The organism is Pseudomonas sp. MF09150, assembly GCF_059862355.1.
In genome coordinates this window covers 1363585-1389581 of record NZ_JCBCUS010000001.1, presented here as the reverse complement: position 1 = coordinate 1389581, position 25997 = coordinate 1363585, and the positions used below count along the sequence as shown (strand labels likewise).

At 52.8% G+C, this 25997-nt stretch carries 17 protein-coding genes and 6 pseudogenes; 11 read left to right on the top strand and 12 right to left on the bottom strand.

What is annotated here, in order from left to right:
- The first annotated feature begins 27 nt into the window (after positions 1-27).
- From AC19YX_RS05965 to AC19YX_RS05950, 4 genes are read left to right on the top strand one after another with little or no spacing between them, the layout of a single operon-like run.
- Complete coding sequence (locus AC19YX_RS05965; protein WP_017849256.1) at positions 28-1341, top strand: site-specific integrase; 1314 nt, start codon at positions 28-30, stop codon at positions 1339-1341.
- Positions 1334-3070, top strand: coding sequence for a site-specific integrase (locus tag AC19YX_RS05960; RefSeq protein ID WP_271674342.1), 1737 nt, complete (start codon positions 1334-1336; stop codon positions 3068-3070). Before AC19YX_RS05965 ends, AC19YX_RS05960 begins: the two co-directional genes overlap by 8 nt.
- A complete protein-coding gene (locus AC19YX_RS05955) occupies positions 3067-5085 on the top strand; it encodes a hypothetical protein (protein WP_238560708.1) in 2019 nt (672 codons plus the stop codon). Before AC19YX_RS05960 ends, AC19YX_RS05955 begins: the two co-directional genes overlap by 4 nt.
- Positions 5075-5521, top strand: a complete 447-nt coding sequence (locus AC19YX_RS05950) for a hypothetical protein (RefSeq protein ID WP_017849253.1) — start codon at positions 5075-5077, stop codon at positions 5519-5521. Before AC19YX_RS05955 ends, AC19YX_RS05950 begins: the two co-directional genes overlap by 11 nt.
- A gap of 430 nt (positions 5522-5951) precedes the next feature.
- Here AC19YX_RS05950 and AC19YX_RS05945 read toward each other — a convergent pair.
- The 7 genes and pseudogenes from AC19YX_RS05945 to cadR all read right to left on the bottom strand — a co-directional run bounded on the left by AC19YX_RS05945 (position 5952) and on the right by cadR (position 12496).
- Positions 5952-6937: pseudogene (locus tag AC19YX_RS05945) on the bottom strand (arsenic resistance protein).
- Between the two features lie 97 nt (positions 6938-7034).
- Positions 7035-7919, bottom strand: coding sequence for a sterol desaturase family protein (locus AC19YX_RS05940; protein ID WP_017849250.1), 885 nt, complete (start codon positions 7917-7919; stop codon positions 7035-7037).
- Between the two features lie 68 nt (positions 7920-7987).
- Positions 7988-8662: a helix-turn-helix transcriptional regulator gene (locus tag AC19YX_RS05935; RefSeq protein ID WP_271674341.1), complete on the bottom strand. Its 675-nt coding sequence runs from the start codon at positions 8660-8662 to the stop codon at positions 7988-7990.
- Between the two features lie 59 nt (positions 8663-8721).
- On the bottom strand, positions 8722-9231 hold the full coding sequence (lspA, locus tag AC19YX_RS05930; protein WP_017849248.1) for a signal peptidase II: 510 nt from the start codon (positions 9229-9231) through the stop codon (positions 8722-8724).
- Positions 9228-9575, bottom strand: a complete 348-nt coding sequence (locus tag AC19YX_RS05925) for a DUF3703 domain-containing protein (protein ID WP_017849247.1) — start codon at positions 9573-9575, stop codon at positions 9228-9230. Before AC19YX_RS05925 ends, lspA begins: the two co-directional genes overlap by 4 nt.
- 7 nt (positions 9576-9582) lie before the next feature.
- Entirely contained in the window at positions 9583-11994 is a 2412-nt protein-coding gene (locus AC19YX_RS05920; RefSeq protein WP_081610208.1) for a heavy metal translocating P-type ATPase, read from the bottom strand.
- Between the two features lie 94 nt (positions 11995-12088).
- Positions 12089-12496, bottom strand: a complete 408-nt coding sequence (cadR, locus tag AC19YX_RS05915) for a Cd(II)/Pb(II)-responsive transcriptional regulator (RefSeq protein ID WP_081610207.1) — start codon at positions 12494-12496, stop codon at positions 12089-12091.
- A 100-nt stretch (positions 12497-12596) separates the two neighbouring features.
- Between cadR and AC19YX_RS05910 the strand changes: the two genes are divergently transcribed.
- The 3 genes from AC19YX_RS05910 to rloA3 all read left to right on the top strand — a co-directional run bounded on the left by AC19YX_RS05910 (position 12597) and on the right by rloA3 (position 14424).
- Positions 12597-13490, top strand: a complete 894-nt coding sequence (locus AC19YX_RS05910; RefSeq protein ID WP_222017743.1) for a cation efflux transmembrane domain-containing protein — start codon at positions 12597-12599, stop codon at positions 13488-13490.
- A 59-nt stretch (positions 13491-13549) separates the two neighbouring features.
- Positions 13550-13819: a hypothetical protein gene (locus AC19YX_RS05905; protein ID WP_017849243.1), complete on the top strand. Its 270-nt coding sequence runs from the start codon at positions 13550-13552 to the stop codon at positions 13817-13819.
- 137 nt (positions 13820-13956) lie between these two features.
- The gene (gene rloA3, locus AC19YX_RS05900) at positions 13957-14424 is read left to right on the top strand and encodes a retropepsin-like aspartic peptidase RloA3 (protein ID WP_238560711.1); all 468 of its coding nucleotides are present in this window, start codon (positions 13957-13959) and stop codon (positions 14422-14424) included.
- Positions 14425-14429: 5 nt separating this feature from the next.
- Here rloA3 and istA read toward each other — a convergent pair.
- Positions 14430-14957, bottom strand: a pseudogene (gene istA, locus AC19YX_RS05895) (IS21 family transposase); the annotation flags it as partial.
- A 49-nt stretch (positions 14958-15006) separates the two neighbouring features.
- On the opposite strand from istA, the pseudogene AC19YX_RS05890 reads away from it, so the two are divergent.
- Positions 15007-15297 (top strand): annotated as a pseudogene (locus AC19YX_RS05890) (TetR family transcriptional regulator); the annotation flags it as partial.
- A gap of 3 nt (positions 15298-15300) precedes the next feature.
- Here AC19YX_RS05890 and AC19YX_RS05885 read toward each other — a convergent pair.
- Positions 15301-15396: pseudogene (locus AC19YX_RS05885) on the bottom strand (DUF4113 domain-containing protein); the annotation flags it as partial.
- Positions 15397-15855: 459 nt separating this feature from the next.
- Between AC19YX_RS05885 and AC19YX_RS05880 the strand changes: the two are divergent.
- The 3 genes and pseudogenes from AC19YX_RS05880 to AC19YX_RS05870 all read left to right on the top strand — a co-directional run.
- Positions 15856-16377: a hypothetical protein gene (locus AC19YX_RS05880; RefSeq protein WP_271674645.1), complete on the top strand. Its 522-nt coding sequence runs from the start codon at positions 15856-15858 to the stop codon at positions 16375-16377.
- Positions 16378-16819: 442 nt separating this feature from the next.
- Positions 16820-17659, top strand: a pseudogene (locus AC19YX_RS05875) (DUF4113 domain-containing protein); the annotation flags it as partial.
- Positions 17660-17813: 154 nt separating this feature from the next.
- Positions 17814-18779: pseudogene (locus AC19YX_RS05870) on the top strand (DUF4113 domain-containing protein); the annotation flags it as partial.
- 594 nt (positions 18780-19373) lie between these two features.
- On the opposite strand, the gene AC19YX_RS05865 reads toward AC19YX_RS05870, so the two are convergent.
- The 3 genes from AC19YX_RS05865 to AC19YX_RS05855 all read right to left on the bottom strand — a co-directional run bounded on the left by AC19YX_RS05865 (position 19374) and on the right by AC19YX_RS05855 (position 25288).
- Entirely contained in the window at positions 19374-22658 is a 3285-nt protein-coding gene (locus AC19YX_RS05865; RefSeq protein WP_500605879.1) for a metallophosphoesterase, read from the bottom strand.
- 630 nt (positions 22659-23288) lie between these two features.
- Positions 23289-24668 carry a hypothetical protein gene (locus AC19YX_RS05860; RefSeq protein WP_500605878.1) on the bottom strand — a complete coding sequence of 460 codons (1380 nt, stop codon included), beginning with the start codon at positions 24666-24668 and terminating at the stop codon, positions 23289-23291.
- Positions 24669-24721: 53 nt separating this feature from the next.
- Entirely contained in the window at positions 24722-25288 is a 567-nt protein-coding gene (locus AC19YX_RS05855) for a hypothetical protein (RefSeq protein WP_500605877.1), read from the bottom strand.
- Between the last annotated feature and the right edge of the window lie 709 nt (positions 25289-25997).

The window sequence follows — 25997 nt, the reverse complement described above, 5'->3', positions numbered from 1 at the left end:
AGATGGTATCCCCATGGACATTGACGCTTGTTCTTACAGAGATTTCACTTGCCTACCGTCGAACACATTCACTTCAGTCCGCATGACCTTTCTGTCAAAGACCGCCTGATTACCTACTCGCTGAATAGCTCTCGTGTAGTGATCGAAGGACTACCACAAATATTCTGGGAAGACGGCTTGCCCTGGAGAGAAGCCAATCTCTGGGCTATGGAGAGAGTCACCAATGGTGAGGCACTCCTTAAGACCGTTTCTAGCAACCTGAACGGGCTGTTGAACTACGCGAAGTTTTTGGAGAGTCGCGGGCTTCAGTGGTTTGAGTTTCCGTCTCGAAAGGCTGATCGATGTCTTGTTCAGTACCGTGGGGCGCTTATCAAGGCTCGTGATGCTGGTCATATCAGTCCTGCCACGGCTTCCGAGTACATGCGTAACTGCATCAGTTTCTACAGATGGGTTAGGAGGCGTGGCCTTCTAAACCCGATATTGCCGCTGTGGAAAGACAAGCGCTATTTCATCAAATACTTTGACCAGGTTGGCTTCGAGCGAACGCTAGCTGGCACCACCACCGATCTGGGTATTCCAAACCGAAAACGCATTGGGGTCACATTGGAAGGTGGGCTACTTCCTGTGTCTGCGGCTGATCGAGACGCCATTCTTGATTTCGCAAAACAGAACGCCTCACCCGAGCTTTATCTGATGTTGGCTCTAGGTTTCTTTACGGGTATGCGACTGGGAACGATCTGTGACCTTCGTATTGATACGTTGGAGCGTGCCTTACACGATCCGTCTGCTAAAGGTCTATTTCTGATATCCGTAGGGCCAGGTGCGTCCCCACCCGTGCATACCAAATTTGGAGTAACTGGCCAGGTATGGATTCCCGAAGCTTTGTGTTCAGAAGTCCTGGAGTACACCAAGAGTCTTCGCAGGTTGACTCGCGAGGCATCTGCTGCTGGCGAGCATCAAGACTTAGTGTTCTTGACACGATTCGGAAACCCTTTCGGACGTCGCGACAGTGATCAGTCTTCGGCCATAAACGTTGAAATGTCATCGCTTAGAAAATTAGGTATCGCGTCGGGCATCAAAGCGCTCAGGAAATTTCGCTTTCACCAATCGCGATGCACCTTTGGAACTGAGCTAGCTAGGCTCGCTTTAGCAAATTGCACTGATGTGGCGATAGTGATTGCGACGGTCAGCAACGCATTGCTTCACGGGCCAAATTCGGAGGCTACCACCTTCAAATACATCAAATTTGTGCAGGCCGCACCCGCTAAGCAGGCCATTGCGAACAGCTTCATGGCTGCGTTTACAGGTATTGCTTCGATGCAGGGAGCAAGCAATGAATAACCTAACGTTTTCAGACCTAACGTTTCCAGTGCTTGAGTACGCGAAAAATGAGACGCCCTGGGATCTGGCACCACTTTTATACAGCGGTGGTGCTGAGGCAAAGGTGAAGACTGTACGCAGTAAAATCACATCAGGTGCTTTAGGTGATCCTTTGCTGGAGCGAGTAGAGCTTGTGAAGGGGCTCCATGACTGTTTGACCGACGACCTTGTCGGCGGGGGGAGCCGCTTTTCGGCAAATAACAAGATTGGCGCGTTGAGGAAGTTTTTTCAGTGGGTGGATCAGTGCGAGCGTCCGTTGAGCATTGATACGGTCGCGGAGGAATACCTGGGGTGGGCTGAACATCTTCTACAGCGTCATCGCGTGGAAGGATATCTAACTGCCGGATCGTTATACGACGCGGCAAGTTTAACCGCGACGATGCTCGACCGAGTTCTAGGCCGAAGCTCGACGCTTCTGTACAGCACCCGAATCCGCAAGCCTAGAGGCAACGGAAAGGCCAGTAATGGGGGCGCTGATAAGCAAAGTTTAGAAGAGAGCTTTTCATTCGGGCAGTTCATTGCCGACGTCTGTACGTCCCTTACCTATGAAGCTGTGACGGGGCCATTTCCCATCCACGTGGAGTTGCGGTCGGGTTCGACGCTACCTATCTGGTGCGGCCTGCGCGATACAGAGAAGGAAGCGTCGCGACGGATTCGACCTCAAACCAAATTCCAGATTGCGGCCATTCTTAGAAACCGCGAACTTCGGAACGCTGACGTTTCAATCGAGACTCGATACCCGGCGGTGAATCTGCGAATCGAAGCCGAGCTGCTCATGTTCATCGCACAAACCGGCATGAATTTGTCGCAGGCGCATCAGCTTCGGATCGACCAATACCATTACACGAGTCATTTTGATGGTTACCAAGTGAGGTCTTACAAAAAACGCCGTCAGGGTGAAGTGCTGTTTGACGTTTTCTCAAGCTACAAGCAGTGGTTCGAACGCTACATTGAGTGGCGTAACACGTGGTTTCCAGACGATCTAGAGGGACTTCTTTTCCCTCTCGTCCGCCCTGGGGGACGTCTCGTTTTAGAAGCTCCTCAGTTCACGGCTATTGCGCGCGTCTGCACCGATTCCAGTGTTCGATTCGTTCGACCTCGTAAGCTCCGGGGGGCGCGTATTAATTGGCTGTTACGTGAGTCGCAACGCCCCGAACTGGTGGCGGAAATCGCACAGCATACCGCTGAAACTTTGATTCGTGTGTACGCCGAGCCCAATCCGCAAATTGCGATGATTGAAATCACTCGATTTCACCGGCAAGCAGATCCCGTCGTTTGCTCACCTGCTCCAGGTACTTGTGTGGCGCCGATACCAGAATCGGTCGTGGATGCTCCGACTAATGCTCCTGATCCCGATTGTATCAACGCTGCGGGTTGCCTTTTCTGCGTCAATCATCGGGATATTGAAAGCGAGGATCACGTCTGGTCTCTGAGTAGTTTGCGAGTGCTCAAGAGCTTGGAGCTAGTTAGATATCGCCCAGCTTGCACGGATAGATCTGACGAGGCTGACCATCCAGCGATGCTTGCGGTCGAGCGTCTGAGTGCGAAGTTACGGTTCTTTCAAGAGAGTAGCGAGGTACGTCGGCTTTGGGTGGAAGAGGCATTCGCACGCATAGCTGAGGAGGACTATCACCCAGCTTGGGACGGATTTATTCGGCTTGCGGAAGTTACAGCGGGGGCTTCCCTATGAATATGCTCACGACGTTAGGGCTTTCTATCGAGTCGCCTCTCGCCGTTCCTGGGGCATCGAATTACCGTCCAGAGAGCTGGCCTCCGCCACCTGATTGGCCCGTCATAATTGATGCGCAGGGCAACGTAGTAAGCCGCTGGGGTGATCCAATTTGGAGGCTTGATCCATGGGCCAAGAAGGCACTGACCCTGAATTTTGGTGATGGGCCAGTTAAAAAATCAGCGGCGCCAATTAGCTCAAAGAACGCAAATTTACTTCGAATCATCACTGGCTGGTGGCTATACGGGCCGTACGGCGCTCGTGGCTACAGATCCCTTAAAACGCGTTTCGATCAGATGCGGCGGCTCTTTGTTCTTTGCGAAGAGGCAGGAATACTTGCCAGCGAATTAAGCCACTTTCCACGTGTATGCGAACGGATCCCTGCCTTTCTTCATACCTCAAGAAAAACCGAGTTTCTGTCGTTAATGCATGAGCTTTACGCGTCCAGGGATGCCGTAGGGTTTACGTTGCTGGATTCAGGCTCCCTAACCCGTCTGGCTGCGCTTTTTCCAACTCATCATACAGCTCAAACACCTTACATTCCTCCACGTATTTGGCGCTATCAAGTTACTAGGCTGCGAGAGTGCCTTGATGACTTCCTATCCCATCGAGAACAGGTTGAAGCTTGTTACCGGTTCTGCTTCGCGGCTTACGAACATAACCAGAGGGTTTCAGAGAGAACGGCGTGCGTAAACGCACCGCCTTTTTGCGGCCATAATATGCAGTTATCAGGCGCTAAAACGGGGCTTCGTTTTCTCGGCGCGTTTGCAGATACCGCGAAACGCTTCGGCATCTTTGAGCTGCTTGAACGTTGGGTGGGTCGCAGTGGCGACTTACAAGTAAGAGCGCTGACTAGCTATCTGAAACTGGTCAACGGCGCGGGATTAGCTTACATCCTTAACTTCAGTCTCATGCGGGTCGAGGAAGCATGGAATCTTCGAGCCGGGTGCCTTGACATCGAGCACGACAAGAGCTTCGGCGACATTTTTTTGTTACGTGGGCAGACGACAAAAACGCTCTCTGATAGCGACGCCGTTTGGGTCACATCCCCATCTGTGGCAGTCGCCGTGAAGGCGATGGAGGTTATTTCTCTATTTCGCTCACTATACGCGCCTCACGAAGCCGCGAGAGTTCTCGCCGGGCGTTACTTGACCGATTTTTCTTACGAGCCCTGGAGTTCATTGCGCAATAAAGGTAATCACTCACTGAGACCGAGCATTCAGCCATATTCCGACCTTTTGGGGCACGGGAAGCTCTTTGACTTAGAACGTTTGCGTATCACGACTGAGGATTTGAAATTGGCCCGGCTAGCTACCCCTACACTGCCGGAGGAGTATCAAGTGGGCGCTGTATGGCCGTTGGCGTGGCATCAGTTGCGTAGAACTGGGGCAGTAAACATGCAAGCTTCCGGGCTCGTAAGTGATGCTTCGCTTCAGTACCAGCTCAAGCACGTCACTCGAGCGATGAGCCTTTACTACGGACAAAATCACTCTCGGCTGCGTCTAGAGGAGAAGGCTCACACCCTGTACGTTCGCACAATGTACGAGACGCTTGGAAGAGAGTTACAGCAGCTTACGAGTGAGCGTTTTGTCAGTCCCCATGGAGACAAACGAAAGGCTGAGATCGTTCGGCTGATTTCGCCAGAGGATGCGAAGAAGATGATTGGTTTGGCAAAGAAAGGCGCAGTCGCCTGTCGCCCGATCATTCTTGGCGTTTGTTCGAGTCGCGAGCCTTGTCCGTACGGCGGAATTGACAACATTGCCCATTGCGGGGGCGGTGATTCAGAGGATGCAAAACCTTGCCCTGATGTGCTGTATGACTCAGAACGATTGGGTGCGGTAGATGATCTTGAACATGTACTCAAAGAGCGGCTTGCTACTGTTCAGGATGGAAGTCCGCTAATGGAATCGTTGATGGCTCAACAGCGAAGCGTAGAGAGCTTCCGTCGTGTCGTAGGGAGCGCAAATGGACGTTGAACTCCCCACTCGCCGCAGCGCTGCTGATCAATATCGTGATGCTTTTGAGCGCCTGAAACTCAATAGGCCACAGCTTCTACCGAAGGGGACACCGGTCACTCAGAACAACGTGGCCAAAGAGGCCGGGAGCGATCCGTCGGCGCTTAAGAAATCTCGTTTCCCGAGTCTCGTCGCAGAGATAAAAACCTACGTGGATCAACATGCGGAGGAGCGACCTCCTTCGTTGAACAAGGTAAATATTCTCGCCCGCCAGAAAAGCCGCGCCCTGCGTGATCGGATTGAGCAAGTTGCCCGGCAGCGCGACCAACTCGCTAGTTTATTGAGCGAAGCGGATGCGAAAATCATTGAGCTGTATGACCGTATCGCTGAGCTTGAGCGGCAGTTGCCTGCGTCAAATATAATTTCGTTGGATCCGCGCGGGCCGAGAAAGCTTTGAGATAACAGCGCGTATGCAGCTAGTCGCCTGGGTGTAGGGACTGGCCTATTCCGACCACTCTGCTGCTCAACCTTGATGCGGCGAGCCGGAAGGAGCTGAGCGCTCTGCTAGATTGATGCATCTCAGCCGGCAGCTCCGGGCTAGATGCTTCCTGCCTACTGGCTGCGATCCGCCGATGGAAACAGGCAGCTATCGGCCGATTCTGTTGAAAAAGTCGGCCATGGTTTCCTCCGCAGAAAAGTACGCGCTTGAGATTGATATCTTTAATTTGAGCAGAGGATTCCAGGCTCAGATTTCGCGTAGCTGCACGCAAAAAAGGTATTTTCAGCAGTCACTACGTGGGCGGTCGGGAAAGACCGACTTTTTCAACAGAATCGGCCAGTAGCAGTCATTCAAGCTTGATCAAAACCATGTCGCGACGTTTCGATTTCTATCGCGTTATTGACGCAGTCTGCGAACTTTTTCGCCAAATTAGTGCCGGTACTGCGCGGATGTAGATCAGCTCACCCACCAACTCGACTAGCGTCTGGGTGATCACCGCCGCCGCCGCAAGGCCTCGAATCTCTTCAGGCAATGCCAGGGCCAGTGGGAGAACGACCAAAGAGTTGCGTGTTGACGAGCTGAATGTCACTGCTCTGGCAGTCGTGGACGGCAGCTTGAAAGCTCTCGAAGCCAAAGCGCCAACCAACGGAGCCAATAGCATGAAGCCGATGTATACGGGGATGACCGGAGCAAGTTTGTCGATGTCGCGAACGACCGAGGAGATTTGAGAGCCGACCACCGCGACCAGAACCGCAGCCATTGCTGGGACAGGTAGCCAAGCCCAGGCGGCATTCCAACCACTGACGATTTTCGACTTTTGGCTAGCGCCGCTGTTACCACCGCCAATAACAACGGCGCGACAATCAGCACGAGAAAGGCTTCAACAAAGGGGCCAACCGAGATCATGACTTCGGACTGTCCACCCAACATGAAGGCCAAGTACACGGGTAGCAGAACCAGCTGAAGCAGCAGCAGGATTGGTGTGGCTGCAAGGATTCCACGAGAGTCGCCCTTGCCAATATGAGTAAAGACCACCACGTAGTCGATGCAGGGTGTCAGCAGTACCAGGAGAGCACCAACAAGGATCGCCGGATGATCCGTGAGTCCCCGAGTGAGCCCCCATACCAACAGCGGAATCAGTACAAAGTTGGCGATCAGCAGGGCTGACATGAAGCGTCTATTGCTCAGTCCTTCACGCAGATTAAGAAAGGGAATCTGTAAGAACATCGCGTACATCAGCACGGCGATGGTTGGCGTTACCAAAGCGTTCAACCCCTGAGCAGCCACAGGCGCCATGAACCCACCGATTGCTGCGGCAATGACCGCGACGAAATAGATCGGTATTTGGTTCTGTTCAAGTGCGTCCCTATCCATAGCGCTCCCCTCGGGTATCAAAAAAAGGCCGTCAACCTAAACAACACCAGCTCGTCCGTCGAGTGATGGTGTAGGCACACGGTCATGCCATTATATGTCACGTATCATCGCGGTTTATTTGGGGCAAGGTTGCTTTTCCAAAGGGCACAACAAGCTGCTCCAAATAGCCCTGCGGGAATCCCTGTTCATGCAGTCCAACCTCTGCCTCGCCCAGCTTCCCTGCGCTGTCGTAGAACGTGCCGAACAACCGATCCCATACCATCAGAAACTCACCAAAGTTCACTTGGGCATCTTCGAAGTCACGCTTGTGGTGCCAACGATGGATTTCGGCGACCCCAAACACATGTCGTAACCAGCCCACCCGGTAATCCAGGTTCGAGTGCTGGAAGGCCAGGTGCACGCTCAAAATGCCAAACCAGGTCGCGACCACCGCCGAGGGTGCCCCTGAAGCGAGCAGCACTACCAGCCCAGGGCCTGCCATGAGCGCAGCGTGGAGGGGGTGGCGCCGCTCACCGTTCATCCAGTACAGCCGTTCGGCACTGTGGTGAACCATGTGGAAACGCCACAGCCAGGGCACCTGGTGGCTGATTCGGTGGATGCTGTACAGACTCAGGTCGAGCACCACCACAACTAGCAACAGCTGCAGCCATAATGGGCTCTCACTGGGAAATAGACGCATCGAGGCAGGTACCGCATCCCCCAGTTTGGCCACGATTTCTGCCGTGAACTGAATGACGGAAAGGTTTACTAGCAAGTGCAGCAAGTCCGTCTGGGTGTCCTGGTGATCTTCCAGCCACTCCTGCCGAAACGGCAGAAGATGCTCCAATGCCGCGATGGCCAGCAGCCCGACCGCAGCGACAAGGGGGGATGTCGGCCAATAGGGCATTCCAGCGTATAACGCCCACACCATGAAGGCCGCACAGCCGCCAAATACTAAGGGATAGCTCAACCTTCGAATGGCGAAACGAGAAATGCTGGACATTATCGGGCTCCTGAGTTGTGAGCCTTTACGATATGTGTGGGTACGCGCTGGCAGCTTGAACGAAAGAGCTAGCCTTCCTGCAGGCGAACCTCGGCAAGCGCTGAGGATGGATCTATGCCCAGCAGCGCACGAAAGGTTCGTGAAAAATGGGCGGAATCGGAGAAGCCTACCGCGTGTGCCGCTTCGGTCATCGATAGCCCACTGGCCAATAGCTGAACTGCATGGGTGAGGCGCAGCCATTTTGCATAGCTACGCATCGGCAGGCCGGTCTGCTCCACGAACCAATGGGAAAAACGCGTCGGAGACAGGTGCACCAAGGCGGCGAGTTGGTCACGCCGCACGCTGCCGCTGTGCACGGCTGCGCTGACCGCAGCCAGGCGCGGGTCGGTTGTCGGCAGGTCGATTACTCCCAACGCCCTCCGAACTGCCCTTCGGACATCGAGGGTCGTCTCGTCTAAGGCATCGATCAGCCTCGTCACGTCGGCCGTAGCAATTTCGAGCGGCGCCAGGGTTCTGCCCTCGGGCAGAGCCCGGGCTTCATCCGACAATACATCTAGGTAGATCGACATGACGATGTCGCCGCTGAGCCGATGGCGAACACCCGCAGGAATGCGAACCGCGGCCCCGGTGTGGCAACCCTGGGGGGACTCTACGGAGACGAGCGCATTCACTCCCAGTGCAATCTGGTGTGCCTGATGATGGTGCCGGTCTTGATGCCCGGCGCGGCCGATGAAGATAGCCATGCCAGGGGCAATCCACGCACGACCGGACCAGCGAGGCGAGTCGACCGCTGCGGGCACCTTCATCCCGTCCGACCTGCTTGTGGACTCGGTTGCGACAGGCTGCTCAGGAACAACAGTAGAACACCACCGACGATGGCGATATCCGCTAGGTTGAACGCCGGCCAACTCCATGTCTGGTAGTAGAAGTCCAAGTAGTCGACAACATAGCCGCGGAACGACCGATCGATGAGGTTACCGATAGCGCCGCCCAAGATCAGGCTATAACCCAAGGCTTCGCTCGGGGGGCGCGCACGACGAAGCAGCAGGGCGAGCACCACGGACACGGCCAAAGCGATGGCGATGAAAAAATAACGCTGCCAACCGCCCGCTTCAGCCAAGAAGCTGAAGGCTGCGCCGGTATTCCGGGCATGCACGAGATTGAAAAATGAACTCAAGGGAAGCGTTGAACCCAGCGCGAATAGACGCTCAACGATGGATTTGAACCCTTGATCGAGGGTGGCAACTGCAGTCGCCAGTCCCCACCAAAACCAAGGTGTGACGTAGTGCGTTGCTTCCTGATGTGCCTTCACTGGTGCTTACCTTGCAGTAGTCGTTGCAGATCCTTTGGTACTGGCATCGAGCGGAATGCACTGATCCTGGCCCGTCCGGTGTTGCCGATTGGTACCCAGAGTTTGCTGAACAGCAAGGCGGCCATTATCCGTGTGGTTTGGCCAAGCATTTCCCGGTAGTCGCGCTGTTGCCAGCCAGCCCGGAGCATCAACCAATGGCTGCATACGTGCAGCACTGGCAGGCGCTGACTGAGAATGTGGGCGCGCTCCAACCAGGGATATGCGCGCCAAGGCTCCTTGGCCGCAAGTGCCTGCTCGGCTTGCTGGAAGGCCATGCCGATGGCAGTACGTAGTTCGCTGTTCATCTCGCCCTCACTTGCGCAGCAGGCGCAATCCATTCAGGACTACCAACAGACTTACCCCCATGTCGGCGAATACCGCCATCCACATCGTGGCGTGACCGGCCAGCGTGACTACCAGAAAGATCGCCTTAATCCCCAGAGCCAGTCCGATGTTCTGCATAAGCACCGCAGCGGTTTGCCGGGAGAGGCGGATGAAGGCCGGGATCTTGCGCAGGTCATCGTCCATGATCGCCACATCTGCAGTCTCGATCGCGGTATCGGTACCCGCCGCGCCCATGGCAAAACCGACATCGGCACGAGCCAGTGCGGGGGCATCGTTGATGCCATCCCCGACCATGCCCACGGTAGCTCCGTTGTTGATCAGGTCTACAATGGCGCTGAGCTTGTCGGTCGGTAACAGGTTACCTTTGGCTTCGTCGATGCCCACCTGCGCGGCGATCGCTTCGGCGGTGTACGGATTGTCGCCCGTCAGCATCAGCGTTTTCACGCCCAGTGCGTGGAGTTCGCCAATGGCAGCCTGGCTGCTGTCCTTCACCGTATCGGCCACGGCGAACAGGGCCAGCACCTGAGTTTTGTTGGAGAGGATGACAACCGTTTTGCCCTGACGCTCGAATCGTTCGAATAACGCTTCGAATCCAGTCGAACAAAGACCGAGCTCCTCTAGCAATCGATGATTGCCCAGATGGTACTGATGAGCGTCAATAACACCGCGGACGCCGCGCCCAACAATAGCTTCAAAACTCTCTACGGCCAGCAACGGTATTGAGCGCTCAGCAGCCTGGTTGGCAATGGCTTGCGACACTGGGTGGTCAGAGCGACTGGCCAGACTCGCCGCCGCCGAGAGGTATTCCGCTGGCAGGTCTGTGCCAATGGGTAGGAAGTCGGTTTGAACCGGCTTGCCATGGGTGAGGGTGCCGGTTTTGTCCAAAGCCAGGTGCGTGATCTTGCGGCCGCTTTCCAGGTACACCCCGCCCTTGATCAGAATGCCTTTGCGAGCGGCGGCCGCCAGGCCGCTGACGATGGTGACAGGGGTGGAAATCACCAGGGCGCAGGGGCACGCCACCACCAACAATACCAGGGCACGATAGATCCAGTCGAACCACATCCCGTTCATCAGCAAGGGCGGTACGACAGCCACAGCCAGCGAGAACAGGAACACCGTCGGCGTGTAAATCCGCGCGAACTGATCAACGAAGCGCTGGGTTGGCGCACGGGCACCCTGAGCCTCTTCGACGGCGTGGATGATTCGAGCCAGGGTGGTATGGCTGGCTTCCGCCGTGACGCGATACTCCAATTCGCCAGCTTGGTTAATGGTGCCGGCGAACACCGTATCGCCTGGCCCCTTTTCCACAGGCAGGCTCTCGCCGGTGATGGGTGCCTGGTTGATCGTTGAATTACCTTTGACCACCTCCCCATCCAGGCCGATACGCTCACCTGGGCGAGCCCGGACCAGACTTCCGATGCCGACCGTGGCCACCTCCAGCTCGATCCAACGGCCATCGGGTTGCTGCACCGTCGCCTTGTCCGGAGCCAGGTCCATCAGGCCGCGGATAGCATTCCGAGCGCGATCGAGGGATTTGGCCTCGATCAATTCCGCGACCGCAAACAGGAACATCACCATGGCAGCTTCGGGCCATTGCCCAATTAGAATCGCGCCCGTAACGGCAATACTCATCAGCGCATTGATGTTGAGGTTGCGGTTCTTGAGGGCGATCCAGCCTTTCTTGTAGATGGCCAACCCGCACAGCAACACGGACGCCAGGGAAATGGCCGCAACGCCCCATTCGGGCACCAACTGGGTGAAGTGCAAGATCTCCGCGGATGCGGCGGCGGCTCCGGACAGCCCAAGCCGCCACCAGTAAGCGTTGGTCGGTGGATGCGGTTCGGTCGAGGATTGGGTTTCGGCCGCAAGCTGGGGAGTGAAGCCGAGCGCGCGGATCGCGTCCAACGCGGGCGCCAGTGCCTCCGGCTCATGGCTGATGGTGAGTGTTCGTTGCAGCAGATTGAACCGCAGTGCCGAGATGCCCGGCATACCGGACAGTTTGTCGGTGATCAGTCGCTCCTCGGTGGGACAGTCCATTTGCGCAATTACCACACGAGTGCCCTGCGCGGCGGTCAATGGCTCAGCCTTCATCCCCAATGAAGCTATGGCCTCCACAAGCACCTGTGGAGACAGCGGCTCGTGACGAACGTCGAGAGTTCGGTTTAGCAGATTGAACTGCAGCGCCTGCACCCCGGGCAGTTTCTCCAGTTTGCCGCGGATCAGCGCTTCTTCAGTAGGGCAATCCATTTGTTCAATGCGAAAGCTGCTCAGTTCGCCTACCGGTGCTGCCGGTGCCGCGCAAGCCGTTGCACTGCAGCTTGTCTCCGCAGAATCGCCGCAGGAGCTTTTTTTCGGGGTGTCGTCGCAACAATTAGCCATTATGGCGTCTCCTCTGTTGTTGCGCAGTGAACACCCTATAGTCGCTATATGGTCAAGGACTAAATTTTTGAGCAAAAGCGAAGGGGCGCGTGCATCAGGAGTGTGTTGAACCGCCCTCCACCAAGCCCGAAAGTATTCCGCAGTCCAAGCTTTGTCGTTCGTTATCGCAGCAGCGGCGCAATCTCACCAATTGCTCTTCCAGGACTTGCAAGGACGTGATTTGGGTTCTGACCTGAACAATATGACTATCAAGCAGCGCATTCACCGCCGCGCAAGGTTGCTGCGGCTGTGCTTGAAAGCTCTGCAAAACAGCGATTTCCTCCAACGACATACCGAACGACCGGCAGCGACGGATGAACAGCAGTCTTTCCACATGTTCCGCTTCATAGGCGCGGTAGCCATTGGCCTGACGATTGGGCGGTGGAAGCAGACGTTGGCGCTCATAAAAACGAATGGTCTGAATATCCGCTCCTGTCAGCTGTGCTAGTTGACCGATGCGCATCAGTGGTTCCTCGATAAAAATCTAGTATATCTACGCTTGACCCTATACCTACTATATGGTTTTCAATGGCCAGAGTGGAAACCGATAGGAAAAGTGGATCATGAGCGCCTGTGATAAATCCTGTGGTTGTGGCCCCGCGTCAACAACCACTGAAGCGGCATCTTCGTCGTCGAATGATGGAACATGGGTTAGCAGTTTTTTGGTGCCCAAAATGGATTGTCCGTCAGAAGAACGGATGATTCGGCTCGCATTAAATGGCTTGCCTGAGCTCCATTCATTGTCCTTTGATCTGGCGAGCAGGCAGGTACGCGCTTTCCATGACGGGCCTGTTGATCTGATCACTACAAAACTGGAGTCACTTGGCCTGGGCGCAACGTTACTGGGGACTGAACCGGCCAGTCAGGAAGCGGCCTCGGCCAACAGTTCCAATGAAGAGCTGACTACTGCCAAGGAGGCAAGCACGCTCAAAATCCTACTCGGTATCAATGCCGCGATGTTTGTCATGGAGATGGGCGCAGGTTTGATCGCCCAGTCGGCTGGCCTGGTGGCCGACTCACTGGACATGTTTGCTGATGCTGCCGTCTATGGCCTGGCTCTCTATGCAGTCGGCCGAAGTGCACGGCTGCAGGTTCGCGCTGCGCACCTGGCGGGTTTCTTTCAGATCGTGTTGGCCCTGGGTGTACTCGTGGAAGTGGCGAGACGCTTTCTCTACGGCAGCGAACCTGAGTCGATGCTGATGATGGGTATTGGCGCAGTCGCACTGGTTGCCAACGTCAGCTGTCTCTTGATGATCTATGGCCATCGCGAAGGCGGTGCACACATGAAAGCAAGCTGGATTTTTTCAGCCAACGACGTGCTGGCGAACCTTGGCGTTATCGTTGCCGGCGTGCTGGTCGCCTGGACAGGTTCTGCCTATCCAGATTTGGTGATTGGTACTGTTGTGGGCCTCATCGTCTTAAATGGGGCACGCCGAATTCTGGCCTTGAAAGCGTGATTTAGGGGCATTTGCTGGCTGCTGTTCACGCCTTTCCTCCAACCAGAGGCTCGTGACGTATGACTGATAATTACACGCTTGAGATAGAGCAGTTAATGGCGGGTTTAAACCGCACTATCGCCGAAGGGCATGCCGTCCAGAGTCGAGATGCGGCTTATGCTGTCTACCTGAAGTTGATGGCACTGCGCGAGCAGTCGGGCATCAGCGCTGAGGCAGAGAGACTTCTGGAGCAGAACTGTCAGAAGGCCTGGTTGCTCTATGAGGCCTTCCACCTGGAGCTGCAGCATGAGTTGGAATGGGCGAACAGCCGCAGTTACGAGGATGTTTAGGGCTCGTCATTGACGGAGCAGCAGACAACCTAAGCTCCCTACAGCACAAGAAACAACTCTCTCAGCCCATAAAAGAGGTTTCCTTTATGCCGTATCGAACGACAAGATGGTTGATTGCGGGGGTTTTTGCTTTGGCGATGGCGCCCGGATTTGCCGAGACGAAGTCACCCCCGAAGGTATTTGGGTGGGTGGAGGAAGGGCAGATTCAACCAGAAAACATCTCGGTGAAAATCAAGCTCGATACCGGAGCGTTAACCTCGTCCATGGATGCGAAGGATCTGGAACGGTTTGAAAAGGACAACGAGAGGTGGGTCCGCTTTAACGTGGAAGTCAAAGACAACATGACTGGCAAGATGACCAACTCATCCTTTGAGCGCAAGGTCGTTCGTAACGTAAAAGTGCGTGGCGCCGGCGGCGCGGAGCGGCGTCCGGTTGTGATGATGAAAATATGTATCGGATCGCGTATGTATGATGAGGAGTTCTCGCTGAAGGATCGGGGCAAGATGAATTATCCCGTGCTGATTGGGCGCAGTACCTTAGCGCGTATTGGAGCGGTTGATGCCTCGCGGACCTTCACCGTGGAGCCGAAATGCGACACCCCATGAATGTTATGGGCATCGAACAGCATCTCGTGGCCTTGGCTGGGATATGCAACCAACCAGAACGCGCGACTGGCGCACAGCTTCATGTGGGAAACCTGGATGCGTCGGAAAAGGCCGCCGATCAGCAGACCTTCTTCACTCCAGTCAAATTGAAAAGCCTCACCGAGTGCAAACGTCAGCGGTACAAAGGCACGTAAAGATTTGCCTTGCTCACCGCGCCACGAGCGGATGAAGGCGGTGAGCTGGCTGTAGCCGCCGTCGTAACCCTCGGCCTTGATCTGCTCGAAAAGTGCCTTGGCGCTCCTGCGGTTGTGCTTTGCCCGAAACGAATCGGCCTTGAGCGCCTGCTCCAGCGTCTCGTGAAATGGACTGAGTTTGTTGAAGGTAGCGCCCCGCTGGTACGCCGGCTGACTGGCTTCGGGTGCTCTGACCCATTTTCGGATGGTGTTTCTCGACAGCCCGGTACGCTTGGCGATCTGGTGCAGCGACAGTTTGTCGCGAAAGTACATCCTCCGAATTTTCCCCAACATTTCCATGCTGATCACCCTGTGTTCTCCTGCTCGGAAAGTGAGCAGAAGTAGTTGAACACCTGGGTCAGTTTTCAGTCAGCGGCAACACCATAATACCTACCCAGCGGTGGCAGAGAAAATTCGCAATCTGATGGGAAAATCAGTGCGCGCACAGCGAGATTCGAAGCACCAGGCGTTGATGAATGAGAAGGAGAAAAACAGGGCACTCCGAGCGGAAAACGATCAGCTTTTAGAGGAGCTTGTCCGAATTGCTTCTGTTAACCAGCGTCTACTGTTCGAAATGGCTGAGTTGAAAGCAGTCGTCAGTGGAAAGGTTGTCTCTATAACCCCGAAGCCCGGAAAATAGCCCCTATTGGAATTTGACCGTCCAAAGCTGATCAAGCCGGGTTGTGTAGCTGGGACTAAGCATCTTGCGCTTCATACCCCATTCTGGGCTCGCTGGGACACGACCTGGTCATTCAACCTGATCATTCATTTGCATCGAATTTGACCAGTATGTTTCGTGGCCCTGACCGGCAGAGAACGCCCCATAGCTGTCAGTCAGTATCGGCTGAAATTGGCTTTTCGAAGTCTGTCGCGGCAGGCTGCAAACGCATGGTCACGGCTTATCAATTGGTCATGGCCGTGTGGATGCTGCCCCTTGCAGCCATGAGGGGGCTGTTGGGCATCGCCAAGTGCTCATCCGGGCTCTTTGGTCTCCGGCGCAAACAGCGGACTTCGGAGACCGCCTCAGGCTATGACATAAATCAAGGTCGACGTGGGTAGTTCTGCTAATCATTGAGCGTTAACAGGCGATTGTCATGCTGAGGTCTATAATTTCGGGCGAATGCGGTTGAACCCAAGCACCGTAATCGTTTGGCTCATTAGATTTTGGTTCGGCTCACCCCCACAAAGGCAGCGCGAAATGAAAAATACCAAATTGGCCGTTCTTTTCCTCGCCGCATCGCTTTCCCCCATATGGGCGTTAGCAGCTCAGCAATCTCAAGTGACGGAGACGCAGCAACAAACTCCAAATGTTGCCGAGTTCGATAAGCAGATGTCCCAGGCGCAAGAAACCTTCAAGAAAATGCAGGCGGAGATGGAGAAAATTCAGCAGACCCAAGATCCCCAGCAGCGTCAGAAGCTCCTTCAGGAGCATTGGAATACCATGCAAAATGGAATGAGCATGATGAACGGTATGTGGGGGCCGGGAATGATGGGCTGCTGCGGAGGCGGCATGATGGGCAATGGACACATGATGGGCGGTGGCATGATGGGCGGCCACATGATGGGGTGGCAGGACTACTCGAACTTGACCCCGGAGCAAAAGAGTCAACGCCAGTACATGATGGACAGGTACACGGGGATGCAACAGATGATGATGGATCACATGATGTGGCACCAAAACTATATGCAGGGGCAGCCACCGGCCAAGCCTGGACAGTAGGTCTTTGCTCGATTTTTGATCGTGGAGTACGTTCTTCGTTAATTCGGGGCGTACTCCTAAAACGTTGCCCCTTCACCTATGGCTGGTGGCTGACTCGGTAGTGCCCACTGCGGTGCTAGTGGTCATTCTGAACGGTTGCGCTGGCGCAGACGATAGCAGATGGATGCAATCATCTTGTCGTCGCAGAAAAGCTCAAGCCAACTACGTGCTACAGCAGTGGAAACGCTTTGTTTTTTGTCGTGGCCGACAGTCATCTATTGGCCTTTCTCTGCCGATCAGGCCACGAAACGTATAATAAATGATGCAAGCCACCGCTCTGAACACGGCGAAACGCCAGCCGAAGACTCGCCGCCAGGCCAAAAAACACAAAAAATGTTAGCTGAATAATTTCTTTATAAATCAGTAAGTTATTCTCTGCTAATTGTTAGGGTCATTCAGATATAACGATGGTTGTGTGATTGCTCGTAGCGCCGACGCAAAGCCATTCATCAAGATGGGCGAGCCCTACTTTCAGATCAGAGAAAAACTCGTGCAGCACGGGATTGTGGCTTTCTCTAGCAACTACGCCCTCTACGGTGATTTGAGCCAACGAGTGATGACTGTTATCGACAGTCTGGTTGTAAATTCGATGGCCTACAGCATCGACGAAGCATTTTGTGACCTAAGCGGAATGACTGTGCCATTGGAGCGGTTGGGCCGACAAATACGCTCGAAGGTGCTTCGTTACACCGGCATTCCTGTGGGGGTAGGTATTGCCGGAACCAAGACACTGGCCAAGCTCGCAAACCATGCAGCAAAGCGTTGGCAACGCCAAACCGGTGGTGTCGTAGACATCACTGACTCAGTTCGCCGGGACAAGCTGTTGAGCATACGCACCGGCATGTTCAATCCCGACGAGCCCAAATATGCTCGCGGTGTTATCTGTGAACTGCCATATCCAACGGACGACACGCGGGTCATCACAAAGGCTGCGGTTGCGTCTCTAAACGAGCTGTTCCAGGAGGGATTCAAATTCAGCAAGGCGGAGATACTGCTGATGGATCTGCGGCAGCCTAACGAATTCACCGGCGACCTATTCGCGCCATCACAGCCAGAGGCAAGCGGGCGAGTGATGAATGTTTTGGATGAGATAAATGCCAAGTGGGGGCGAGGTACATTGCGGACTGCCAGCGTCCCTGTATCACCTGAATGGGGTATGAGGAGAGAGCTTAAGAGCCCCAGTTATACAACCAGGTTGGATGAGCTTTGGACTATTGGAGCGGGCTCATCTTGGTCACGCTAGCTTTCGTCGTCACAAAATTCGCGTATTTGCCATGGACACCACGTGATCCATTTCTGTGAAAAATGCGTGTGGTCTATGGACATCGGACACCTGATCTAAACCCTGAAAAATATTCATTCAAACCGATGTCCATGGGTTGACATCTTTCCTTTAAATCGATGAGGCCTTCGCCGACCTTACTGGGATCGATGGCCTGGACGGGCTCGGCCGGCGGATCCGGGCCCAGGTGCTGCGCTGTACCGGCATCCCGGTCGGCGTCGGTATTGCCCACACCAAGACCCTGGCCAAGTTGGCCAACCACACAGCGAAGCGCCTGCAGGCGCAAACCGGTGGAGTCGTGAATATCTGCGATCAGGTCAAACGCGACTGGGTGTTGCGCAACACCGATGTGTCAGAGGTATGGGGCGTCGGCCGGCGGATGAAAGCGCACCTGGACGCCATGGGCATCAAGACCGCGATGGACCTGGCCAAGGCCGACCCTTGGACGCTGCGCAAGAACTTCAGTGTGGTAATCGAGAAGACGGCCCGGGAGCTGGCCGGCACGCCGTGCCTGGAGCTGGACGAGCCCGACCCACCGAAACAGGAGATTTGCTGCAGCCGGATGTTCGGCAAGCGCCTCAAGGACCTGGCACCGATCAAAGAGGCCGTGGCCACCTACATGATGCGTGCTTCGGAAAAGCTCCGCGCTCAGAGCTCACTGTGCAAAAAGATTCGCGTCAGCATCCGTACCGGCATGTTCAATCCGGAGGAGGCCAAGTACGCCAATGGCGTGATAGTGGATCTGCCATACCCGACCGACGATGTTCGGCTGCTGACCAAGGCCGCGGTTGACGCCCTTGATCGGGTGTTCAGGCCCGGCTTCAACTACAGCAAGGCGGAAGTGATGCTGCTGAACCTGTGCCAGCCTGGCGAGTATACCGACGATCTTTTCGCTACATCTCAACCAGCCGAGGCTACGAAGGTGATGGCGGTACTTGATCAGATCAATGGCCGGTGGGGCAGGGGAACACTTCGATCGGCCAGCGTACCGACCAATCCGGACTGGGGAATGCGGCGGGAGATGATGAGCCAAAGCTATACCACGAAGCTTGATCAGCTGTGGAAGGTTTCATGTCGATGACGTAGAAAATCAACAGGTAGCTTACGGCTCAGAGTGTGTAAAAACGCTTTTCCAAAATTGAAGTGCGCGCGTCTACGTTAAATCTCAAATTTATCGGTACGTCAGCAGATGTGGATTTTGCGTAGAAACGCGATTTTCAGTCCGGTTTTGAGTACCTGTCGCGCTCAAAAACGGTTTCACACAGCCTCGGCCAGAAGCGGACGTTAAACGGCCTTACCCAACTCATGGCAAGCGTTTGCTAACAAAAGTTGCGCAGGTAGAGGGACATTCTGTTCAGCCGCATCGGTCTCACCTGTTCTAGCCCACCACATTTGAGACACCTCAAGGTGACGCTCATGGCTATCCTATCGATGGAAATTCTGCTGGATCCCTTCCATGCCGCTCCCCTGCGAAATACGGTCTGTTACGTGATCACCTGTACTAGACCGTCATTGACTATCAGCCGTACAAAGTTGGTTTGCTAGGTGATCCCATGCAATGAGTATCTTGGAACATAGGATCTAAATGCCACGCTGGTTTGAAAAGGTTCGAATAAGTAAATTCTTGATGAGAGCAGCCTAGTCAAAGCTATGGCTAATTCTAGGCTGAGCAATATCAAATTTTCTCCAAAAATTTATGAGAAGTTTTTAATTTGAAGTCTTGAATTCTACCTTGAATGTATAAGTAGTCCCTTTCCAGCAACCAGTTATCCGGCCCAATTCTGCGATTGACCAGCTTCTGTAAATATACCTGTTCGAGTGCTTCATCTTGTAACAATCTCAGCGTTTTTGAACTCAATGCCATTAGTCGACCAAGCAATATATCGTTCCGCTTGGCTTCAAGTATTTGCCATAATGACGAGTGAGCCGACCTGAATAACTTTTCGAGCCGCTGGCTTCTGGCGTAATCGTAACACCTACTTAAGGACTTAGTTACATGTTTATTTATGGGGGTGTTCGAGGCCAATAAAAGCTCGACGTATCTTGTGCAAGCTCTTACGTGGTTGTAAAGGTCGTCTTCTCTAATCGCCGTCATGGTAATTCTGCCAAAAGTTTGCATGGCGATTTCGCTTGTTTCAAAGCGATTGGCCACGCGTAGAGCAATGTTGTTGGCAGCTCTCAAATGGTTTTCCTGCTGACATTTTTTTTCTAGCGATTTGAGACGGCTGTGCATATTGCTCGTTTTGGAGCGAATAATTATTATCGAGCGTGCATGGTAATAGGTTGACTTCTTGGCATAGTCTTTCTTTACTGCCTTTGCATGTTTTAATGTGTTGGGCTCATCATCTAGCTCGTCATACAACAGCGCTAAATTAAGATTCAGCCTAGACTGTTGGCTAGTCGATTGCTCGGGTGTTTCAAGAAGCTCTTTATAAAGCTCCTCCGCCTCTTCGAAGTTTTTAAGCATACGCATCGCGTTCGCATATCGAAAAAGAATATCTCGAGCAGCGCTCCATTTAGTGAGGCTTTGTAAGGTCGGAACAATTAAAGCTAATAACTCGCAGATTTCTTTATGGCGGCACTTGAAGTCAAGTTTTGCTGTATAAAAGTTTATAAGCCCCAGCGCATCTTGCATTTTTCGAGGTGTTTTGGAGAGTTGAGCGTCTTTAAAAACCCGACGGAGTAGATTAGTCGCGTTTCGCGTGGAGTATTCGAATTCTGTTAAGATCTCAAGGCTAAAACTCTGGCCTAGTTTATATTTTCCAGAGCGCCAATTTTTTCCAAAATAAAGGTCGATAGCTCGCTCTGTGAGTTCAAAGAACTGGTCAGGATCAGTAGCTCTTATGTATTCATTTGTTGAGTCGCTTGAGATTACGATCTTTGGTAGGTCTTCTTGTTCACGATCAAAAAAGTCCTGTTTAATAGTATTCAAGAGGCCGCGCTGAACTAATTTCGCGGACTGCATTGGGTAGAGTGGCTTTCCCTGTCTCAAATTTCTAAGCTGCTTAATATCCTCGCCGTAAGGAAAGACGCAGAATACAGCAAGAAGGTCGAATAATTCCTGGTCCCCGCTGTTCTTTAGCTCTTTGATTTTAAAAACCAAGCTAGAGTCTATAAGGCTCAGGTCTACGTTTTTAACTGCCATTTCTGAACTTTCGCTGACAACCTCGCCAATGCTTGTGAAAGTTAGCTTATTTAAAATTCTCTGAATTGCTCCGGGATAGCCTCCCCCCAGTCTGTGGATCTCTCCTGTGGCTGCTGCACTACTAGGAACGTTGTCCCTAAGAGGATGTGTTAGAACGAACTGATTTGTGTCAGCTTCATCCATAACATCCAGATAGATGTAAGGCATGGGCGGAGAGAGCGGTATGGATCGAGAGCGTAAAATTAACCTAGTTGTACTGGTTAACCGGATGATGTCCTGGGCAAAAGATATAGCATCCTCAAGGAGGCTAGTGCCTGTCTCAAGCTTCTCATGGCTCACATTATCGAGGATGAGAATTGCCTGAGGAGTTGAGTTTAATATAGCCACCAAAGAGGCATAATTAAGTCCGCAAATATTCTCAACAGATCTTAAAAATGACGTTGAGTTTTGGAGTTGAGAAAAATCCACACGAAAGTATCTGGATGGCTTCGGGGTTACGGCCTCGCTTAATGCGGAAATAAATTGGTCACCGTAAGCATCCCATGGGGATATGTGCCAAGTCAGCCTTTCGGACTCTAATGCGGCCACCGAATTTGCAAGCAATTTCGGATAATAAGTCCACGTCATATAACGTTGGAAAGGGGGGATAGGGTAATTTAGCTTCAACAGGTGATGCTGTAGCGGAAGCTCTTCAATTTCAAGCTTCCCTACATCTTGGTGGTTCCGCTCTAGTGTAGTGAGCGTTAAATTTTTTTTTTTTGTAGTTTGGAAGGGGATTTCTCCGGTTTCAAAGCTTCCCTCGGGGAGAGAGCTGGTTTCTGGAGCTATCTTCCAACCTCCTGCGCCGGTCATCAACTCAGCTTTTCGTGGCCAGTATTTAAGTTTTTCAGTTTCAAAATTAACCTGACCATAGTAGTAGCCGTGGCGTCTTTCTATGTTTTTTTCTGAATACTTTTCAAGGCCGAATAACGATGCAGCTTGTAGTGAGGCTTTGTTGGTTGTGTGGCCATAATTTTCAAACTTTGCAGTTGACTCGTGCATGTGGCCGAATAAGTGTCCGCTGAAAGCGCCCAAAGGGTTTGTGTAATTATTGAAAATAACTTGGGATTCATCCGTCAGCCAGTCGTAAGGATGATGAGTTACCAAAAGGCTAATATCGTTATCCTGAGTCCAATCGTCAAGAGAGGTTGGTAGCACAAGAGAAATTTGTTGCTCGCTAATATGAAGGTGGCGTTTCATGTCTCCACCTTTCCATTGAGACCAAGCAGTATTTAGCCCTACTAAGCCAATACGTTTCCCCCTGACTGTAATTACGCATGAAGAGTCACCGGGAAGCGCGCCAGATTGATCAACTTGGAAGTTGATGCCTATTTTGGCTAGCTCTCCAGTAAAATTGGTGTATTCCTTGAAAATGTTCTTGAGTTCGGTGTCATACGCACTTTCTTTCGAAAGAAACTGCTCTTCTACAGACGTATCCCAATTGGAGATTGCAAGCGCAACTGGTGTTCCTGCTTTAGGGCGAGTGAAGTCGTGGTTGCCCGGCACGCAAAATAGAACTGGATTGCAACCAGTCTCTGCAAATTTTCCCCAAATTGCTTTTAGTTCAGATTTTAAATAATCAAACTCTTCTTTTTTGCCAGCTTGGGTTAGGTCACCTGAAAATATGACTAGATCTATAGTTCCATTTTGTTTGATGAAGTTTGAAATATCATCAAGGAATTTTTTCCTTACTTGATCCCATTTTTTGCTGGCACCATCCATGCCTGCGTGAAAATCGCTGATATGAAGCCATCGGAATGTGTTGCTACTATCCATAGATATCCCCGGGTTCAAGTGAGCTCAGAGTAAACCTCGGAGCGACCAATCAGTCCTCCCTCTTCAGGCGAGAAGGTAGGTATATACTGTCGAAGATAACCTAAAGACGATAGAGTCGCTACCGATGGCCCCCCCAAATAGTCTATCTTTCTGCGGGGCAATCGATCTCGGTGTGTACCATCGTCAACAATTTTCACTTGCGGGTATTCGTCGCAAAGTCAAAAGGTTGGTTTCGCTAACCTATCGGATCGTCAGCAACTATTAGTGCAGATAGCTCAGACGACAGGGCTTATTGGTCGCAGCGAAGGTACTGATTGAATGACCCAGCCCTCATCAGCGATTTTCTTGCTTTTTACCCCACTTGATCTGCTCGTGTGCAAAGCGATCAAGAGTGTGCTGAATTAAAAACGCAGATCACTCAGGAGTCTGCTTTAGATCATAAACGTCGATGGAGGTCTTCTCCTCTGTTCCCTCGAACGCTCGTTTCAGGGGAAACGGCAACGCAGGCTGGTGCAACGTTGCGAATGTCAGCTTCTGGCTGTGGATTCAACCAGCCAAAAGCAGTCACTCCTTTTCTCTTCGAAACACTGGCAATTCAGTCACCGATGGTTTATCCCGCCAAGTCAGGATTTACCAAGTAGACTTGGAAGCCTTGTCCTGCTCCCAATGGGTCACATCCTCAATTTCCTGGGTGTCGTCTGCGGACAGCATCAAGGAGCTGGAGTAGAAATCCATCAACTGCGGCATGCGGGCGAAGAACTGCATCGTCTCCGCCGATTCGTAACGGTTTTCGTACGGGTAATAATTCGCACCATGAATCAGAATACCCATCACCAATGTGCCGGAAGCGTCAACCGTTGAAAGGCTGTCGATGTTTTTAAACTGGCGAATCTCCTCGATATCGACCCCCTCTACTGTCTCGTACCAAATATGGACGATCCCCGGTTTATCAGGGGGAATCTGAGCAATCCCATTTTTGGCAAGCCCCTTGAAATGACGTGAGCGACGCTCATGCGAGATCGCATGGTCACACCGCCATTGGGCCGCTACACAATTGGCAACATCTTGAACAAAAATATTGAGAATGGTGTTTGAGTCACCTGGCCGAACGATGCTTGCTGCTATCGTCGCAATGCTGCGTTTTTCATTGCTATCTATGTCACCGAATACCAGTAACTCATGCTGAGGACTGTTGGCCCTGACAGAGTTGCTGTGGTAATGGCATTCGAGGTGCTCCCTATCAATCCTACGAATATGCGCACTGATCGCTCCCTCCCGAACCCTGCCAGATCCAATTTCGATAGCGCGATTCACCACCTTGATCACATCGTCCGCAGTCACATCAGATACCTGATTATGGAAGGTCAGGTCAACGATGCTCCATGGTGCGACCTTAAGCATATGCTGGCTCAACTGACTCCATATACTGACCCAGCTCTCTTCTTCAATCTGCGAATATTGAGTCTGCTTGTCCGCTCGCTTGCACTCAACGTAGATCTCCACGTCCTCGTTTTTGACAAGCAGATCAGGGGACTTTTTCGTTTTTCCGTCCTGCCAAATGAGACTGTTCTCTGGAATGAAGCTAACCTTATAACCATTTTTCAGATAGAAGGAGGCCGTCAGCAACTCGAAAATCTGCGTCTCAGGCTTCGTGTTATTAGCCAGCATCTTATTCAAAACCCCGTTCACATTAGGGACTTTCCGAAGCTGTTCTGAAAAGGCACCGATGGCCTTAGCGTAAGGATAGATCCGATCGCTGCTGTAGGCGCAGTCGCTGTATGGGCTGTCATAAGCCAACTCAGCCACCAAGATATACCAGTCAATATCGTCCTCTGGCGGTATGAAAAGTTGGGGCTCGATTGGCATCTTAAGATCAATATTCGACTCTTTAGCTCGGATACGATCCTCAAAAGCTGCTCTTCTCTTGGCCCAGACTTTAGCCCCTAGCTTATCCACCAGCAGGTTGTAGAAAGCTTTGATTTTTGCATATTCAACCTCACGAGCATCCATTATAATTTTTCCTAGTTGGGTGTTCGTACCCTGCACCTAATTACCTTAGAAGATTAGTATTGCCGAGGGAAATAATGTCCATCGGGGTATGGTAGCCGCCCATTTATAAACTTCACGAACTCTAGAAACTTGGACAACGCAGCATGCAGCTCATCTGTGGTGCCGATGGTTTTGGCCTTGAAAGCGTGTATCGCGTTCCGGCGCTGTTGAACCATCCGTACCCATGTCTCCCATTCTTCTTCGGGGGCCCAAACTCTTCGTTTGAAAAAGAGAATCAACGGTTCCAGAGATACTCCGTCAGGATCTAGTGTACGCCCTTTCTTTTTGATGGCATCAGCATCTGTTAGGTAAGTCTGGTAATAAACCGAGATATACAACTTCATCTGACCCTCAACTAACGCACCTAGGTTTGCCCAGGCGAGAATAAGCTGGCCGTCACTCAACGTGCCGCACCATACTGACAGTTGATCTGCCAGTGAGCCCTGCCATTCAAGCATTGATTTATTCAGAAGTTCTGCAGCCTGGGTCGGAGCCCAACCTTCAGCCTGTTTCCAGAACTCCATCATGTCTTGAATTAAGCGCGTGGTTCGTTTGACTGTTTCGGTAAGTGGTATCGACATTTGACTTCCTTGTCTAACACGTAGGCGCGTGGGCGTTCGCTTGCCTGGATGGGCGAATCCTGAGCAGATTTGGATCCAACAAGCATTACTGATGTCGCTATGCCGGCGCAACCTCAAAGGGATGTCGAATTGTCACTTCGTCGATTGTTAGATAGGGCTTGCTGTGATCAATACAGGAATGGCCGAGGATGATCTAGACCGTCTCAACATCCCCTGTTGCCGCCAACACTTTGGCCGGCAGGGAGCGTCCGCAGCTGTACGAGGATTCCTGTTTGATGCCGGCCTATCTGTAGAGCCAGCGGATTGTCTGCTGAAGCGAATCACATGCCGGGTAACCCCCCCCCCCCGCTCACTGGTATAGCTGACGATGCTTGAACGCGAGTTCAAAGGCTTGGCCCTTATGTGGCGTGACCAGCGTTGAACCCGGTCGCAAACCTAGGTATTCGTCGGCGCCGAAAAGGCCACAGTGGCGCTGCAAGCGAACTGCGTTCCAGCCGTCCAGGGCAGCAAGGCATCGTGAATGGGTCAGGTGCACATTGTGCGGTCGGCAGCCCTTGGTGATATCTGCGCCCAGATACACCTCGGGCCTTATGACTCCGCTGGGGTACCGCACGTCTGCGACCTCCAGCAAGGCAAGCTCGGTTTTCTCTGGTATGCGCAAAACCTCCCCTGAAGGCCGTGAGTTTTCGTTTGCATAAGAACAAAAACG

Coding starts and splice junctions, on each gene's coding strand:
- AC19YX_RS05960 (WP_271674342.1), top strand. CDS start 1,334: ATGAATAACCTAACGTTTTCAGACCTAACGTTTCCAGTGCTTGAGTAC.
- AC19YX_RS05955 (WP_238560708.1), top strand. CDS start 3,067: ATGAATATGCTCACGACGTTAGGGCTTTCTATCGAGTCGCCTCTCGCC.
- AC19YX_RS05950 (WP_017849253.1), top strand. CDS start 5,075: ATGGACGTTGAACTCCCCACTCGCCGCAGCGCTGCTGATCAATATCGT.
- AC19YX_RS05940 (WP_017849250.1), bottom strand. CDS start 7,919: ATGTCCAGCATTTCTCGTTTCGCCATTCGAAGGTTGAGCTATCCCTTA.
- AC19YX_RS05935 (WP_271674341.1), bottom strand. CDS start 8,662: ATGGCTATCTTCATCGGCCGCGCCGGGCATCAAGACCGGCACCATCAT.
- AC19YX_RS05925 (WP_017849247.1), bottom strand. CDS start 9,575: ATGAACAGCGAACTACGTACTGCCATCGGCATGGCCTTCCAGCAAGCC.
- AC19YX_RS05920 (WP_081610208.1), bottom strand. CDS start 11,994: ATGGCTAATTGTTGCGACGACACCCCGAAAAAAAGCTCCTGCGGCGAT.
- cadR (WP_081610207.1), bottom strand. CDS start 12,496: ATGCGCATCGGTCAACTAGCACAGCTGACAGGAGCGGATATTCAGACC.
- AC19YX_RS05910 (WP_222017743.1), top strand. CDS start 12,597: ATGAGCGCCTGTGATAAATCCTGTGGTTGTGGCCCCGCGTCAACAACC.
- AC19YX_RS05905 (WP_017849243.1), top strand. CDS start 13,550: ATGACTGATAATTACACGCTTGAGATAGAGCAGTTAATGGCGGGTTTA.
- rloA3 (WP_238560711.1), top strand. CDS start 13,957: ATGGCGCCCGGATTTGCCGAGACGAAGTCACCCCCGAAGGTATTTGGG.
- AC19YX_RS05880 (WP_271674645.1), top strand. CDS start 15,856: ATGAAAAATACCAAATTGGCCGTTCTTTTCCTCGCCGCATCGCTTTCC.
- AC19YX_RS05865 (WP_500605879.1), bottom strand. CDS start 22,658: ATGGATAGTAGCAACACATTCCGATGGCTTCATATCAGCGATTTTCAC.
- AC19YX_RS05860 (WP_500605878.1), bottom strand. CDS start 24,668: ATGGATGCTCGTGAGGTTGAATATGCAAAAATCAAAGCTTTCTACAAC.
- AC19YX_RS05855 (WP_500605877.1), bottom strand. CDS start 25,288: ATGTCGATACCACTTACCGAAACAGTCAAACGAACCACGCGCTTAATT.